The sequence below is a fragment of the uncultured Boseongicola sp. genome, assembly GCF_937988555.1.
Lineage (GTDB): Bacteria > Pseudomonadota > Alphaproteobacteria > Rhodobacterales > Rhodobacteraceae > Boseongicola.
The window spans coordinates 1-15402 of record NZ_CALJXO010000219.1; the positions used below are offsets into that span (position 1 = coordinate 1).

The 15402-nt window shown below is 57.8% G+C and carries 20 protein-coding genes; 12 read left to right on the forward strand and 8 right to left on the reverse strand.

Annotated features, from left to right (window positions below; translation table 11 throughout):
• Nucleotides 1–38: 38 nt before the first annotated feature.
• Nucleotides 39–2171 carry a polyribonucleotide nucleotidyltransferase gene (pnp, locus tag Q1B15_RS13075; RefSeq protein WP_299754231.1) on the reverse strand — a complete coding sequence of 711 codons (2133 nt, stop codon included), beginning with the start codon at nt 2169–2171 and terminating at the stop codon, nt 39–41.
• A gap of 244 nt (nt 2172–2415) precedes the next feature.
• Here pnp and Q1B15_RS13080 point away from each other — a divergent pair, with 244 nt between their 5' ends.
• The 3 genes from Q1B15_RS13080 (at nt 2416) to Q1B15_RS13090 (ending at nt 3680) form a co-directional block, all read left to right on the forward strand.
• A complete protein-coding gene (locus Q1B15_RS13080) occupies nt 2416–2553 on the forward strand; it encodes a hypothetical protein (protein ID WP_299754234.1) in 138 nt (45 codons plus the stop codon).
• Nucleotides 2554–2715: 162 nt separating this feature from the next.
• Nucleotides 2716–3129, forward strand: coding sequence for a hypothetical protein (locus Q1B15_RS13085; protein ID WP_299754236.1), 414 nt, complete (start codon nt 2716–2718; stop codon nt 3127–3129).
• Between the two features lie 89 nt (nt 3130–3218).
• Complete coding sequence (locus Q1B15_RS13090) at nt 3219–3680, forward strand: copper chaperone PCu(A)C (RefSeq protein ID WP_299754238.1); 462 nt, start codon at nt 3219–3221, stop codon at nt 3678–3680.
• A gap of 105 nt (nt 3681–3785) precedes the next feature.
• Here Q1B15_RS13090 and rpsO read toward each other — a convergent pair whose 3' ends face one another.
• Nucleotides 3786–4055, reverse strand: a complete 270-nt coding sequence (rpsO, locus tag Q1B15_RS13095; protein WP_299754240.1) for a 30S ribosomal protein S15 — start codon at nt 4053–4055, stop codon at nt 3786–3788.
• A 324-nt stretch (nt 4056–4379) separates the two neighbouring features.
• Between rpsO and Q1B15_RS13100 the strand changes: the two genes are divergently transcribed.
• Nucleotides 4380–4547, forward strand: coding sequence for a hypothetical protein (locus tag Q1B15_RS13100; RefSeq protein ID WP_299754270.1), 168 nt, complete (start codon nt 4380–4382; stop codon nt 4545–4547).
• 49 nt (nt 4548–4596) lie between these two features.
• Here the strand turns inward: Q1B15_RS13100 and Q1B15_RS13105 are convergent, their stop codons facing one another.
• From Q1B15_RS13105 to rbfA, 5 genes are read right to left on the reverse strand one after another with little or no spacing between them, the layout of a single operon-like run.
• Entirely contained in the window at nt 4597–4797 is a 201-nt protein-coding gene (locus tag Q1B15_RS13105) for a hypothetical protein (RefSeq protein ID WP_299754242.1), read from the reverse strand.
• A gap of 54 nt (nt 4798–4851) precedes the next feature.
• Nucleotides 4852–5370 (reverse strand): DUF1643 domain-containing protein, encoded by a 519-nt coding sequence (locus tag Q1B15_RS13110; protein WP_299754244.1) that lies wholly within the window; start codon nt 5368–5370, stop codon nt 4852–4854.
• Nucleotides 5367–6272, reverse strand: a complete 906-nt coding sequence (gene truB / locus Q1B15_RS13115) for a tRNA pseudouridine(55) synthase TruB (protein WP_299754246.1) — start codon at nt 6270–6272, stop codon at nt 5367–5369. Before truB ends, Q1B15_RS13110 begins: the two co-directional genes overlap by 4 nt.
• A 60-nt stretch (nt 6273–6332) precedes the next feature.
• Nucleotides 6333–7070: a phosphodiester glycosidase family protein gene (locus Q1B15_RS13120; protein ID WP_299754248.1), complete on the reverse strand. Its 738-nt coding sequence runs from the start codon at nt 7068–7070 to the stop codon at nt 6333–6335.
• Nucleotides 7042–7440, reverse strand: a complete 399-nt coding sequence (gene rbfA / locus Q1B15_RS13125; RefSeq protein WP_299754250.1) for a 30S ribosome-binding factor RbfA — start codon at nt 7438–7440, stop codon at nt 7042–7044. The genes Q1B15_RS13120 and rbfA overlap by 29 nt, the downstream gene beginning before the upstream one ends.
• Nucleotides 7441–7533: 93 nt before the next feature.
• Between rbfA and dapB the strand changes: the two genes are divergently transcribed.
• Together dapB and Q1B15_RS13135 are read left to right on the forward strand one after the other, a co-directional pair.
• Entirely contained in the window at nt 7534–8346 is an 813-nt protein-coding gene (gene dapB / locus Q1B15_RS13130; RefSeq protein ID WP_299754252.1) for a 4-hydroxy-tetrahydrodipicolinate reductase, read from the forward strand.
• 52 nt (nt 8347–8398) lie between these two features.
• Nucleotides 8399–8770: a dihydrodipicolinate reductase gene (locus Q1B15_RS13135; RefSeq protein WP_299754254.1), complete on the forward strand. Its 372-nt coding sequence runs from the start codon at nt 8399–8401 to the stop codon at nt 8768–8770.
• Between the two features lie 33 nt (nt 8771–8803).
• Here the strand turns inward: Q1B15_RS13135 and Q1B15_RS13140 are convergent, their stop codons facing one another.
• On the reverse strand, nt 8804–8980 hold the full coding sequence (locus Q1B15_RS13140; protein WP_299754256.1) for a DUF1674 domain-containing protein: 177 nt from the start codon (nt 8978–8980) through the stop codon (nt 8804–8806).
• A gap of 76 nt (nt 8981–9056) precedes the next feature.
• Here Q1B15_RS13140 and Q1B15_RS13145 point away from each other — a divergent pair, with 76 nt between their 5' ends.
• The 6 genes from Q1B15_RS13145 to Q1B15_RS13170 all read left to right on the forward strand — a co-directional run.
• Complete coding sequence (locus Q1B15_RS13145) at nt 9057–10316, forward strand: transcription antitermination factor NusB (RefSeq protein WP_299754258.1); 1260 nt, start codon at nt 9057–9059, stop codon at nt 10314–10316.
• Nucleotides 10317–10450: 134 nt separating this feature from the next.
• A complete protein-coding gene (locus tag Q1B15_RS13150) occupies nt 10451–12157 on the forward strand; it encodes a heparinase II/III family protein (protein WP_299754260.1) in 1707 nt (568 codons plus the stop codon).
• 22 nt (nt 12158–12179) lie between these two features.
• Entirely contained in the window at nt 12180–13766 is a 1587-nt protein-coding gene (purH, locus tag Q1B15_RS13155) for a bifunctional phosphoribosylaminoimidazolecarboxamide formyltransferase/IMP cyclohydrolase (protein WP_299754262.1), read from the forward strand.
• A 17-nt stretch (nt 13767–13783) separates the two neighbouring features.
• Nucleotides 13784–14269: a signal peptidase II gene (gene lspA / locus Q1B15_RS13160; RefSeq protein ID WP_299754264.1), complete on the forward strand. Its 486-nt coding sequence runs from the start codon at nt 13784–13786 to the stop codon at nt 14267–14269.
• 31 nt (nt 14270–14300) lie between these two features.
• Nucleotides 14301–14822 carry a DUF3035 domain-containing protein gene (locus Q1B15_RS13165; protein ID WP_299754266.1) on the forward strand — a complete coding sequence of 174 codons (522 nt, stop codon included), beginning with the start codon at nt 14301–14303 and terminating at the stop codon, nt 14820–14822.
• 92 nt (nt 14823–14914) lie between these two features.
• On the forward strand, nt 14915–15402 hold a 488-nt coding region (locus Q1B15_RS13170; protein WP_299754268.1), incomplete at its 3' end, for an insulinase family protein.

The window sequence follows — 15402 nt, forward strand, 5'->3', positions numbered from 1 at the left end:
GCGGATCGCCCCGCAAGGGGCGAAACAGAGAACACAGATTACTCGGCGTCGGCTTCTGCTGCAGTTTCTTCACCAGTTTCCTGATCGATCATCTTCATCGATAGGCGCACCTTGCCGCGGTCATCAAAGCCCAGAAGCTTGACCCAGACTTCCTGACCTTCTTTCAGAACATCCGACGGATGGTTCAGACGACGGTTCTCAATCTGGCTGACGTGCACAAGACCGTCGCGCTTACCAAAGAAGTTCACAAAGGCGCCGAAATCGACGATCTTCACGACCTTGCCTTTGTAGACTTTGCCTTCTTCCGGCTCGGCCACGATCGAGTGGATCATGTCATAGGCCTTCTTGATAGCGTCACCGTTCGGCGAGGCGATCTTGATGATACCTTCGTCGTTGATGTCGACCTTGGCACCGGACACTTCCACGATCTCGCGGATGACCTTACCGCCCGAGCCTATCACTTCACGGATCTTGTCGGTCGGGATTTGCATGGTCTCGATGCGAGGTGCGTGAACCGAAAACTCGGACGTCTCCGACAGAGCTTTGTTCATCTCGGACAAGATATGCATCCGGCCTGTCTTCGCCTGTGCAAGCGCCTTTTCCATAATTTCAGACGTGATGCCTGCGACTTTGATGTCCATCTGCAGCGATGTGATGCCGTTTTCGGTACCCGCTACTTTGAAGTCCATGTCGCCAAGGTGATCTTCGTCGCCCAGAATGTCGGACAGGATCGCGTAGGACCCGTCGTCTTCCAGAACCAGACCCATTGCCACACCGGCAACCGGCGATTTCAGCGGAACGCCCGCATCCATCATCGACAAAGAGCCACCACAGACCGACGCCATCGACGATGAACCGTTGCTTTCAGTGATCTCGGACACCACGCGCACAGTGTAAGGGAAATCAGTTGCTGCAGGCAGAACCGCCTGAAGCGCACGCCAGGCAAGCTTGCCGTGACCGATTTCGCGACGGCCTGTAAAGCCGAAGCGACCCACTTCACCGACCGAATAGGGTGGGAAGTTATAGTGCAGCATGAAGTTTGAACGATACGTGCCCGAAAGCGCGTCGATCATCTGCTCGTCGTCGCCGGTACCAAGCGTGGTAACAACCAGACCTTGTGTCTCACCACGGGTGAAAAGCGACGAACCGTGGGTCCGCGGCAGAATGCCGGTTTCTGCAACTATATCGCGAATTTCGTCCGTTGCGCGACCGTCGATACGACGGCCATGCTTGACAACATCACCGCGCAGAACTGCCGATTCCAGCTTCTTAAGGGCTGAACCAAGGTTCTCGTCTGCAAGCTGCTCTTCGCTCAAGGTTGCCTTGATCGCGTCGCGAGTTGCGCCAACGGCTGTTGTACGCTCCTGCTTGTCGGTGATCGCATAGGCCGCACGCATATTGTCTTCGCCGGCGGCTTTAACAGCGGCAAAAAGGCCGCTGTAGTCAGGAGCCTGAAAATCGAACGGCTCTTTTGCGGCATCTTCGGCCAGATCGATGATCAGGTCGATAACCGGCTGCATCTCCTGATGCGCAAAGTTTACAGCGCCAAGCATCTCGGCTTCTGTAAGCTCATATGCTTCAGATTCCACCATCATCACGGCGTCTTTGGTGCCGGCGACAACCAGGTCGAGACGCTGCTCGGGGTTGTTTTTCAACTCGTGCATATCGTCGACGGTTGGGTTCAGAATGTATTCGCCATCCTCAAAGCCAACACGTGCGCAGGCGATCGGACCCATGAAAGGAGCACCCGAAATCGTCAGTGCAGCAGAGGCTGCGATCATAGCGATGATGTCCGGGTCATTGACCAGATCGTGGCTAAGCACCGTGCAGATCACCAAAACTTCGTTTTTAAAGCCGGGGACAAACAGCGGACGGATAGGACGGTCGATGAGGCGCGAGGTCAGCGTCTCTTTTTCCGTCGGACGCGCTTCGCGCTTAAAGAAACCGCCCGGAATTTTACCTGCGGCATAATACTTTTCACCATAGTGCACGGTCAGAGGAAAGAAGTCCTGACCCGGCTTTTGGCTTTTTGCGAAAGTCACGTTGGCCATCACGGAGGTCTCACCATATGTGGCGATAACTGAACCGTCTGCCTGACGCGCAACTTTGCCTGTTTCCAGTGTAAGCGTCTCTTCGCCCCACTGAATGGATTTTTTCACTTCATTGAACATTTTTCGTATCCTGTTTGGGCCTGTCTCGGCGGTCCGAGTGCCCGATTAAGTGGCGGCCCCATTGCCGCCGACCCCTCTTATCATTTCATGCGCCAGGGTCAGTGCGTCACGTCTCAGATAGGCCGCCCTTACAGGAAAATACGCGCTTTGGAAATGAATTTTCACGTTGGTGCGGGGTGTAGTGCGTTCTGCGCATGGCCAAAGGCTCGACTTTTGGGGCTGCGCAATCATTTAGGAGAGTGAAATGTTGAATTTTCGCCCCTTTTTCAGCGCGGCGGTGTCCATTGCTCTGGCGACTCCGGCGATTGCTGCCGACGCCACGTTGATTGTGGATCGCAGCGCGCAATCTGTTGCACTGTATTTTCAAGATGGCGGCGACTGATCTCAGGCGGATCTTCGGGATGGGGGCCGAAGGGTTACCGGCGAACGATGGAACGGTTGATGTGCGCGGCTTTATGACGGGACGTTCCCGCTTGCCGACGAGATTTTTGCGTCAAGTACGGTGCGCTTGGGCGGCACTACGACCCCATTTGAGGCGCGTTCGATGATGGTGCATGACCCGGATATAGGGCCGGATTTTACATCGCCCTATGACGCTGAGCTTTCGATCGCCGTCTGCACCTCGCCTGAAACGGTGCAAAATATAAGCCTTGCGACGCTCGAAGGGTATCTGGGGTTTTTCGGGTGGGAGGTCGGCGGGTTTGCCGAGCTGGTGATCGAGCTTCCGGAAACCGGCCGTGGCGTCCTTGAGTTGCGCGTGCGGGAGTTCATTCCTCACGTCGAGGTTTGGGATCAAACTGTGTCTTTGCCAGATGGCGGAGCGCTAACGCTTTGTGCGCCTGAACCTCGGGAGCAAGGGGCTGCGGGTTGGCTTGCAGTGATTGCACTGGCGTTTGCCGCTTTTGCTGCCGGAATGATCTGGCCAAGAACACCAAGAAGGCCGCGAATAGCCACCTAAGACCCGCGCCGGATCGTCGCGCAGTTCTGGAGTGGCCGAGCGCAAGCAATTACCTATAGATTACGGAAAACCTAGTTTGGGTGACTAGAATGCGTAAAACTCTGTCTATTGCGGCAATGCTTATGGCGACTTCGGCGGTTGCTAGCGAGCAAGTTGGCACGATCAAAGTATCGGATCCAGTGATCTATAAAGCCTTCGAGAATGCGAGGGCCGCTGGTGCCTATATGATGATTTCGAACATGGGTGCGGAAGGCGACCTGCTCGTCGATGTCAAGATTGAAGGCCGGATGGCGATGATCCACGAAAGCCGTGAAGAAGATGGTGTCATGCGGATGCTTCATGTTGAGGCAATTTCGATCCCTTCCGAGGGCATGGTCGAATTTGCACCCGGTGGCTTCCATGTGATGATTATGGGGCTTCAGCCTGGCGAATTTCCGACGGGCGACATGGTTGACGCGACGCTGGTCTTTGATCGCGCTGGAGAAGTGCCGGTGACTTTTGTGGTGACCGAGCAAGGCATGGATCACAGCGGGCATTCGGTGTCCAACTAGGACCCTTACTGCGAAAATGGCGCGGGGGTTTCCCGCGCCACATCGTTCGTTCTGGAAGGTCTTTCCGCGTCAGGCTGTCCGGCTCTTGTTGAACCGAAATCCCTTTTAGCGACGCAGGCCGAGGCGTTGGATCAAGTCCTGATAACGGGACTCTTCCTTGGCTTTGACATAGTCCAGAAGCTTCCGGCGCGTCGCGACCATCTTCAAAAGGCCACGGCGACCGTGGTTGTCTTTCTTGTGGGTCTTGAAGTGTTCGGTCAGCGTTGCGATGCGGCTGGAAAGAATGGCAACCTGAACTTCGGGCGAACCGGTGTCGCCTTCTTTGGTGCCGAATTCTTTCATAACTTTTGCTTTTTCTTCAGTCGTAATCGACATCGGGGTCTCCTTAGGGTTTGAGTGATGGCGCAAGCCGGGATGTCGTCCAGCAGGGCCCTTGGAGGGTCCGGCCCCAAATTGCGGCGCGGATGCGGGCGTATAGGAGATCTCGCCCCGTTTGCAAAGCGGTTTCTGGAGAGCGCTGCGACGGGCCTGAGTAGGTCAAGATTTCCGTGGATAGACCCTTTAAATTATAAGCCGGGCAGAACAGGCGAGATTGATGGAAATCCTTCTTGCGATACTCGGCGTGGGCCGTCTCGTTTCATTGGGGGGCAGCGGAGGCTCGGGTGGCGGCTTTGAAAGCTAAAAAACCCGACTTGACGGATCGAGGGTACGCCGGGTCCTGATTTGTTGACCGGAACCGTGTTTGACGATGTGATTTTTGGTCGTGCGGGGAATGACACGATCCGTGGTGATATCGGAAATGACTTTCTCGACGGCACTGGAGATGACGACGCCGAAAGCCTAGAGGGCTGGGAAGGCGCGGTTTAACCATCCGCGCAAGGGACCGCAATCCTACCTTTTGTCAAAACTTCTGGATCTACGCGAAAGTGAATTCATCAAAGAAGAAGCCGCCTGGAAACAAGACGCGGCGCGCGATGTTGCAGAGTGCGAGATAGAAGATGACGGCGGCCCGATGAAGTTTTGCGACAACCGCCGTTTCGGTTTCGATAACGCCTGATGGCTCGGACGCCTTGGAGCTTGCCGATGGCCGGGTGGCGGCAGTTTTGATCGGAGCCATAGATGCGGGTCCGCGAAACGTAAAGCTTGTGGCAGTGGATCAGACTGCCTCTGCCTAGGCGGGTGCCCAAGGGACTGGCGCCTGTAAATAGCTGACGTAAAGCGGATGGCGTGGATGTCGATCTTTGGTTTGTCCAAGACAAAGAAGCGGCGCTTCATGCTCGGACAACATTTGCGCCACCTCATTGCCGCGTCCGAGGTAGGCGCCATGCACTCCCCACGCACAGAGAATGTTGTCTGCCCAACCCGCAGCCTCGTGAAGCTGTGCATTATTGGCGTTGCCAATCGGATTACGCGCTTTCTTAAGTAATGCAGGTTCGGTTTCGCGCCAGGCAAAGATATTGCAGACGCGCATCGCGGCATAGCCAAGCTTGCGTGCGCGACGCTCGCAGCGTTCTACCGTGGGATCGTTCGCCAGCTCAGTGGCCTTCGACGGGTTCAGCATTACAAACAGAAGGCGTCCGCCGCTGGTGCCCCATGTCCGCGTCAAGGCAAAGCGATAGCGCTCGCAATCCGAATACACGGCGCTGCTTTCGGTGCCGTCGATGGCATGCGTCCGAGTGACGAGACTCACAATCGAAACACGCGCGTCGGACTAAGTTCACCGGACCGGTAAATGCCGACCGCAACGGGCTGTCCCTGAAACGAAGCCCATGCAAGATCGCCGAACTCAGCCTCGCTTGATATCACCATTCCTGGATTGCCGTTGCTAAGGCGCGCAGCCCCCTCGGCTGTGGTACGACATTCCGGCAAATCCGCGAGACCAACTTCAAGCGGCAAAAGTATTTCGTCCAACTCGGGTGTGCGCGCCATCTGGTTGACTTGATCCAAAGAGACCGCATCCTCAAGCGTGAAGGGACCGGACCAAATGCGGCGCAATTTTAGAACGTGCCCCAAACATCCCAAAGTCTCGCCGAGATCACGGGCAATCGCGCGGACGTACCCGCCTTTCCCGCATTCCATCTCAAGCGTGGCGTGGTCGGCGTCGGGGCGATCCATCAATTCCAGACGCTGGACAAAAAGTGGTCGGGCCGCGATTTCCACGCTTTCGCCCGCGCGGGCCAAGGCATAGGCGCGTTGCCCGTCGATCTTTACCGCAGAAAATTGTGGCGGGACTTGCAGGATGTCGCCGCTGAAGGCAGGGAGGGCTGCGCGAATTTCGGCGTCTTCCGGACGCGTGTCTGAAGTCGCTATTACCTCGCCTTCGGCGTCATCTGTGTTTGTGGCGGCGCCCAGTTTGATAGTAAATGAATAGGCCTTTGTCGCGTCGGTCACGAATGGCACGGTTTTTGTCGCCTCGCCCAATGCGATGGCGAGGATGCCTGTGGCCTCCGGGTCCAAGGTGCCTGCGTGACCTGCTTTGTTGGCGTCAAACGCCCAGCGCACCTTGCCGACTACCATAGTGGAAGACATCCCCGCAGGCTTGTCCACCACAACCCATCCTGAGATATCGCGTCCTTTTTTACGCCGTGCCACGTCGGTTCCCGCCTTTGGGTTGCATCAAAAAATGTCTGCTATCGGTTGCGGCGGGAGGCGTCAATCAGAGGCGCGCGTAACGGCCAGCATCGGTCCAAATGGAAATCCGAAATCGCGCCGGTTCAAGTCGGGTGCGTAAAGGCGGGATACCTTGCCATCGAGGAAAAGCGCATTGGGCGTGCCAAGCAGGTCGCGAAACAGCCGTGCAAAGTGGTGAAACGTGACCGGAACGTCCGAAATGACCGCGAAAACCGTCCCGTCCTCGGTGACGCCGACGCCGTTTCGAATGAAACGCGACGCGCTGTCTGGCAGGAAGCGGGGGTGAAGCGCGCCATCAATCACAAGCATCGGCCCGGATTGGGTAGCGAAGGTACAAGTCGGCGGATTGGCCGCGAAAGTGCGGCTTTCGATCACCGCAACACTCGCATCTTTGATGCAAAGCACTCCGTTTGGTAAAAGGCCAAAATTGCCCGGTCCTTCACGGGTGACAATTCCGACCTCTTCCATTCCGTTTTCGATATAGAGCCCGACCGGACTGCGATCCGAGTGATACATGCCGCCGTTCATCGCAAAAACGATATCACGTGTTTCGGCTTTTGCTTGGGCGATAATCCGGTCAAACGTACCAAGTATCGCACCTTCGTCATCGCGCAAATAAAGGCGGATGTTGTCGCTTGGTGCGCTCTCGCATACCGAAAAGGGTGTGTCTTCAAAAACGACCGTGCGACAACCCGCAGCCGTGGCCGCGCTTGCCGCCAAAAGCGTCAAACTAATCGCTGTCCAGATCGCGGCGAACATTGTCGTCTGCAAAAAGCCGACGTGTATCGTCAAGCCGGTCAAAAGTTTCATCTATTGCAAACCGGATTTCAGGAGCGAACTTCAGCGCCAGCCCTTTTGCGACAACGCGCCGGATCTCGGCACGGTTCTTGCGCAAGGCGGACAGCGCGGCGTCGCGGTCACCTCCGCCTAGGGGCAAAATATAAGCGGTTGCAACCTTCAGATCGGTCGAGCACCGCACTTCCCCCACCGTGATCGACATGCGGCCAAGGTCAGGGTCGTGTATGTCGCCTCGGTTCAGGACGTCGCTAAGCTTGCGACGGACCAATTCCGCCACGCGCAGTTGGCGCTGACTGGGTCCGGGACCATCATTGAAACGAGGCTTTGCCATACTGCGGATCTAATCGTTCGTGCAGGCTCCCGCAAGCGGCGCTTTTCTCGCGCGCCGCGAGGTCGTATGGAAGAGCGACAAAGGAGACAAAAGATGCACAATCTACCCGGTGTTGTGATCACAGGAGCCGCCGGCCGCATGGGTCAAATGCTTATCAAGGCCGTAAGCGAGAGCGATGCCATGCGACTGGCGGGCGTTCTTGTGCGGCCGGGGCATGCTTGGGTCGGCCTGGATATCGGGGCTGCGATGGGCGGTGCGGAGGTCGGCGTTGTTGTCAGTGATGATGCGTTGGAAACCTTCGCCGCGGCGCAGGCGGTCATCGATTTCACCGCGCCGCAAGCTACAGTTGCCTACGCTGCGACAGCGGCTCAGGCACGGATCGTGCATGTAATAGGCACGACGGGAATGGATGAAGGCGAGCTTGCAAAGATCGCGGCGGCAGGACGACATGCCACGATTATTCGCGCGGGCAATATGACGCTTGGGGTTAACTTGTTGACACTGTTGACGAAGAAAGTTGCCGAGGCGCTGGACGAGGATTTCGATATCGAGATTGTCGAGGCGCATCACCATCACAAAGTGGATGCGCCGTCTGGCACGGCGTTGATGCTTGGCGAAGCTGCTGCTGAAGGGCGGGGCGTGTCACTTGATGACGTGTCGGACCGTGGGCGCGATGGGATCACCGGCGCGCGCAAGCGTGGTGACATTGGGTTCAATGCGATCAGGGGTGGTGACATCGCGGGTGAGCACGACGTTATCTTTGCGGCCCCCGGCGAGCGGATTGTTCTGCGCCACATTGCGACGGATCGGAGTATTTTTGCCCGAGGTGCACTGAGAGCGGCGCTTTGGGGGCAGGGCCGCGACCCCGGTGAATACGAAATGCTGGATGTGCTTGGTTTGAACTGATCCAAGTGAGGGCGGCCCTCGTATCATGTGTGATATAATAGGGAGATGTTGAATGGGCCGCCTTGTGAAGCTTTTTACACTTTCGACCGCGGTTGCCGGGCTGTTTGCGACGACCTCTTTGGCGGAAGGGTTTGAGCGCATCGAAGAAGAGCTTAATTTTGTAAGCTTGATGAAAGACCGCAATCTCCGGCGCTTTGGCATTCGTATTCAGGTGCAGGACAATGGCCAGATACAGGGTCGCGCGTTCGGCCAAAGCGTGACCGGTGCCTGGGACTGGAACGGTGGGTTCTTTTGCCGCGATCTTTTCTGGGGCGGCAAGGAACTCGATGCAGACAATTGTCAGCTTGTCGAGGTCATGGGAAACACAATCCGCTTTACATCCGACATGGGCAGTGGCGATTCCGCTGACCTTAGTATCGAGTAGCGCTCGCCAGACGGTCTTCCTGATATTAGCAAATCAGAAGTCGACTGCGATCCCTTTTTTCTCCCAATCACCGTAGCGGACAGGTTCGGGACCATCGCGCCCGCCAAGTTCTGTCGCAAGCGGATCGCCCTTGGCGCTCTTGCGCCGTTGTTCGGCTTCGGCCAAAGCGCGCTGGGCAGCCGCAGGCAGGGGGAGTTTTTCGTCTGACATCGCAAAAGGCTTCCTTGTTGTAGTATCCCCTTTGATATACGCGGGCGGCAACTTTGGACAAGGCGGGGCAGGCGGAATGACGCAAGCAGGTTTAGAGCCCAGACGGCGCGCTGTCGCACTGATGACGCAGGTGACCGAAGAGCATCTGCCGCTTCATACGCCGCATCGCCTTGATGAGGTGCTGATAGGGTTGCCGCCGGAAGAACGTGCGCGCGCTTTGCGTTTGGCCACCGAGGCCTTGCGCTGGGCCAACCGGTCGGATCGCCTTCTTGGCCCCCACCTGCGGATGAAGCCTGAGGATCAGGTGATGAACGCGCTGCGACTGGCGCTTTACGAAATCAATGTGACCGGTGCGCCAAGTCACGCGGCCGTCAACGCAGCGGTGTCGATTGTCAAGAAGAGCAAGGCCGGGCTGGTGAATGCTGTTTTGCGCAATGTCGTGCGCATGAAACAGGACTGGGATGCGTTGCCCCCCCCGCAGACTGCCAAATGGCTGCGCAAAAGACTTATTGCGACATGGAAAAAAGAGGCCGTCGCGGCGATGGAGATCGCGCATTCCCGCCCGCCAGCGTTGGACCTGACGGTGAAATCCGATGCAGCCGCCTGGGCCGAAAAGCTTGGCGCCGAGTTGCTGCCAACCGGCAATTTACGGCTTGCGGAGGCCGGGCAGGTGTCGGCAATCGAAGGCTACGACGATGGTGCATGGTGGGTGCAGGATGCGGGCGCCACACTGCCCGCGCTTATGCTTGACGCACAACCCGGAGAGCGCGTGCTTGATTTATGCGCGGCACCTGGCGGCAAGACCATGCAGCTTGTTGCAACCGGAGCAGATGTCACGGCTCTTGATATTTCAGACAACCGCGTGGTGCGCCTGCGCCAAAACCTTGCGCGTGTGGGGATGACGGCCGAACTTGTCATTGCGGACGCTTTGGAATGGACGCCTGAGGCCGCGTTTGACGCCATTCTTCTTGATGCGCCCTGCACCGCAACCGGCACATTGCGCCGCCATCCTGACCTTGGATATGCCAAAGACGGCACCGAGCTTGAAACACTTGTTCCGTTTCAGTCTGAGTTAATTGACCGCGCCCTCGGGTGGCTGAAACCCGGCGGACGTCTGGTCTATTGTACGTGCTCGCTGTTGCCGGAAGAGGGCGAGGCGCAATTGGCAGCTGCCTTGAAACGCCATCCTGATTTGACCGTTGGGACGTTTGTTCCCGAGGGCGTCGATCCTGCTTGGGTCGCACCGGGTGGAGGCTTGCGTTTGCGCCCTGATTACTGGGCAGAACGCGGTGGGATTGATGGCTTCTTTACCGCATTGCTGCAAAAACCCGCCTGAGCCGAATAATTTTCATGACGCGCCTAGGGGTCTTCGGATATCCTTTGCGTTAAGGTCCGAAGCAATCGGACGGTAGAGGCAGGGCGACCACGTTGTCCAGAGACGAAAGTTGGAACGCGCGAAAGACGCGCTTTATGAACCGTTTGCACGCGCGTGTGGCTTCGTTCTCGCGCCCGGCAACGGCATTTTCCACAACGCCTGAACCCCGAACAATAGGCTCATTTGCCCGGGGTCGTCAGATCACGGGCGGCAACTTCCTGTTCGCCGGTTTTCTTGTTGAAGCACCAGAAGTCGCAATTTGGGACTTGCCGATGCCGGACGAAGGCTTCGAAATTGAAATCCACGGGTTCACTTGGCTTGATGATTTGGCGGCTGTTGGTGATCACCATGCGACGAAGCGGGCGCAGCAGTGGACGCATGAGTGGATCGCTCGCAACGGTCGTGGCGCTGGCCCCGGCTGGACGCCTGATCTGACCGGGCGGCGGTTGATCCGCTGGATTAATCACGCGATCCTTTTGCTGAATGGTCAGGAACGGGAAACCAGCGAGGCTTATTTCCGGTCTTTGGCCTCACAGACGCTTTTCCTTAGCCGCCGGTGGAAGGCAGCGTCGCCCGGTTTGCCGCGGTTTGAAGCCCTGACAGGTTTGATTTACGCGGGCCTCGCGCTTGATGGGATGGACGCGCATGTGGGCGAGGCAACCCGCGCCTTGGCGCAGGAATGCGCGCGCGAAATTGATGCAGGCGGCGGGCTTTCGACCCGAAATCCCGAGGAACTTCTTGAGGTCTTCACGCTGTTGAATTGGGCGGCGGCGGCGCTTCAGGATATGGGGCGCTCACCGGGCGTGGCACATATTGCGGCGATCGAAGCCGTGGCGCCGGTGTTGCGGGCGTTGCGCCATTCAGACGGTGGGCTTGCGCGGTTTCATGGCGGCGGGCGTGGACTTGAGGGCCGACTTGACCGGTCCCTGGCCTCGTCGGGCGTGAAAGCCGTCACTAACGAAGGTCTGGCGATGGGCTATGCGCGCGTCAGCCATGGACGCACCAGTATTATTGCCGATGCGGCCGCACCACCACGGGTGAATGCCTCTGCCAACGGCCATGCCTCGACCCTGGCGTTCGAGCTGACGTCGGGTCGGCGGCCCGTCATCGTGAATTGTGGTTCCGGTGCGACGTTTGGCAAAAGTTGGCGCCGTGCAGGCCGTGCGACCCCAAGCCATTCTACGCTGGGGATCGAAGGTCTGTCGTCTTCTCGTCTTGGGGCGGCGGGCAAGATGTCGGATCGTGATTCGGAATTGCTGACGGATGCGCCGCGCGACGTCCGATTCGAGCGCGACGACGCCGACGGCGGCACGCGACTTGTCGCCGGGCATGACGGGTATCTGACAAGCCATGGGCTGACCCATGTGCGCACCCTGCACCTTGGCTATGACGGGCGCGCTTTATCGGGCGAAGATACGCTGATCGCCTTTAACGCATCAGATCGCAAACGCTTTGATCTGGTGTTTGATAAATCAAAGCTGCGCGGCATTCCGTTTTCCGTGCGGTTTCATTTGCACCCCGACGTCGATGCAACGCTAGATATGAACGGGACCGCAGTTTCGATGGCGCTTAAGAGTGGCGAGATCTGGGTTTTCCGCTCCCATGGCGAGGCCTCGATGGCGCTTGAACAAAGCGTCTATCTTGAAAAATCGCGCCTTTCTCCGCGTGCGACCAAACAGATTGTTCTCTCTGGCACGGCGATGGAGTATGCCACGCGCGTGAGCTGGTCCCTTGCCAAGGCGCAAGAGACCCCGTCGGCCATTCGTGACTATGCGATGGACGACATGATGGCCGTGGATTGAGAAAGAAAAGAAGACATCAATGATGAGTGACGTTCAGCCGGTACGCCGGGCTCTGTTGTCTGTTTCAGACAAGACGGGCCTTGAGGATTTTGCAAAAAACCTTGCGGTTCAGGGGGTTGAGCTGATTTCGACCGGTGGGACCGCCAAGGCGCTTCGGGCTGCGGGTCTTGAAGTCAGGGATGTGTCCGAGCTGACGGGCTTTCCTGAGATGATGGATGGCCGTGTGAAAACACTACATCCGGTGGTGCATGGCGGCCTTCTGGCGCTACGCGACGACACCGATCACGTCGCTTCGATGGAAGAACACGGGATTGGCGCGATCGATCTGGCGGTTGTGAACCTGTATCCGTTTGAGCAAACCGTGGCAGGCGGTGCCGACTATGCCACCGCGATCGAAAACATTGACATCGGTGGTCCGGCGATGATCCGCGCCGCGGCGAAGAACCATAAATTTGTCAGCGTCGTTGTTGATGTCGCCGATTATGAGGCGGTCCTTGCGGAGATTACGGCCAACGGCGGAACGACCTATGCGTTCCGTCAGCGTCTTGCGGCGACGGCTTACGCGCACACGGGGGCGTATGATGCCGCTGTTTCGACTTGGATGGCGAATGCCTTGGGGGATGCGACACCGCGTCGCCGGGTCTTCGCGGGCGTGTTGGCGCAAGCGCTGCGCTATGGCGAAAACCCGCACCAGGCGGCGGCGTTTTATACCGACGGCTCGGATGTTGCAGGGCTTGCGACCGCAATCCAGCATCAGGGCAAAGAACTGTCCTACAATAATATTAACGACACGGATGCGGCCTTCCGCTTGGTCGCTGAATTCGCGCCCGAGGGTGGTCCGGCCGTGGCGATCATCAAGCACGCAAATCCAAGCGGTGTCGCGCGGGGGGCTACATTTGCCGAAGCGTTCGGACGCGCGTTTGATTGCGACCGCACCTCGGCTTTCGGTGGGATCGTCGCATTGAATGGCACACTGGACGCTGAAACTGCTCATGCGATCACCGGGATTTTCACCGAAGTCGTGATCGCTCCGGACGCAACCGAAGAGGCCAAGGCAGTCTTTGCGGCGAAGAAGAACTTGCGTCTTTTGACGACCCAAGGCCTGCCTGATCCGCATCTTGCGCGCCTTGCCGTGCGCCAGGTGGCCGGAGGCTGGCTCGTGCAGGATGATGATACTGGGCATGTGGGCGAAAGCGATCTGAAGGTTGTCACGAAGCGCGCGCCGTCCGCTCGGGAAATCGCTGATCTGCAATTTGCTTGGACAGTTGCGAAGCACGTTAAATCCAATGCGATTGTTTACGCCAAGGATAGTGCGACCGTGGGCATCGGGGCAGGGCAGATGAGCCGCGTCGACAGCTCGACCATCGCCGGATTGAAGGCGGGCCGCATGGGGGGCGACATCGGCGCGGCGCAAAGTCCCGCTATTGGATCTGTTGTGGCGTCCGATGCGTTCTTCCCCTTCGCTGATGGACTTCTGGCAGCAGCCGAGGCTGGTGCGACGGCGATCATTCAGCCAGGTGGGTCCAAACGGGACGACGAAGTCATTGCCGCGGCCGACGACGCGGGCCTTGCGATGGTCTTCACGGCCATGCGACACTTCCGTCACTGATGGTTAGCCTTGCCCCCATGACCCGGACTGCAATTGCGGTTTTTGTGATTGATCAGATCGTTAAGATCTGGGTCGTGCAGTTGTTGGACCTGAAAACCGTTGGTACGATCCTTGTGGCACCACCATTTCTCATACTTCGGATGGCGTGGAACGAGGGGATCAACTTCGGGTTATTTTCCGGGGCTGGCGATGTAATGCGCTGGGTTTTGATCGCGCTGGCTTTGGCCATTTCGGCGTGGATCGTCATCTGGATGCGGCGCGACAGGCCGGGCCCTTCGGTGCAGATTTCGGCCGGGTTTGTGCTTGGCGGGGCGATTGGCAACATCATTGATCGGCTGATTTACGGGGCTGTGGCGGACTTTTTGAATATGTCGTGTTGTGGCTTTGAAAACCCCTGGTCCTTCAACGTTGCGGATATTGCGATTTTCGTTGGTGCGTTTGGTCTGATTATTCTGGCAGGCGATCCGCCAAAGGACCGTGACGCCAAGGCCAAAGCGGGCTAAGACAGGCGTTATGATCCGAGGAAACTGGTACATGTCGACCCGTACACTACTGTTGCTTGCTGCTTTGACGCTTGCCGCCTGCGGTAACAGCACCGAGCGCATGCCGAACCTTTTGAATATCTCGCAGTCAGGAAGTGCGGGTCCCGACGAGTTCGGGGTTTTGCCGACCGAGCCATTGGTTATTCCCGAAGACCTTGCTGCTTTGCCGCGACCAACCCGCGGTCAGACAAACCGTACCGATCCAACACCGCGCGCCGAGGCGATCGTGGCGCTTGGTGGCAATCCGGCGGTTCTGTCACGTGCCTCCAATGATGGGGCCTTGGTGCGCTACACCGGGCGCTTTGGTGTCTCGCCAGACATTCGGACAACGTTGGCTGCGTCGGACCTGCGCTACCGCCAGCAAAACGATGGCCGTCTGCTTGAACGGATGTTCAACGTGAACGTCTACTTTCAAGCCTACGAGTCGCTCTCGCTTGATCAATACGCTGAACTTGAGAGGTTGCGGCGCGCAGGCATCCGCACGCCTTCGGTGCCACCAAATCCGGCCCGATAGCGCAAGTGTGCCTCACAAGTCCGTTGGTCCAACTTGAAGCAGCGCGCAATCGCCCTCATTTGTTTGCGAGACACTTTATTTAAGGAGAGGCCATGCGTCGGTTCATTACGGTCATTATTCCCTTTGTTATAGCCCTTGCAGGGCCGTTGCGGGCGGCGGATGTCACCTCGTTTTCACTGGATAACGGTATGGACGTGGTGGTTTTGGAAGATAATCGCGCGCCTGCGGTTGTGCATATGGTCTGGTACCGGGTCGGCTCTGCGGATGAGCCGCGCGGGGTTTCTGGGATTGCGCATTACCTTGAGCACCTGATGTTCAAGGCGACCGACGAGCTTGAAGCGGGCGAGTTTTCGGCGACAGTGGCGCGCAACGGTGGCAGTGACAACGCCTTCACGTCCTACGATTATACCGGCTATTTTCAGCGCGTCGCCTCGGATCGACTTGAGTTGATGATGCAGATGGAAGCCAGCCGGATGGACGGTCTTGCGCTTGTGCCGGAAGATATTGCAACCGAACGCGATGTGGTGATCGAAGAGCGCAACCAGAGGACTGAAAATGATCCCGGCGCACTTTTTGCCGA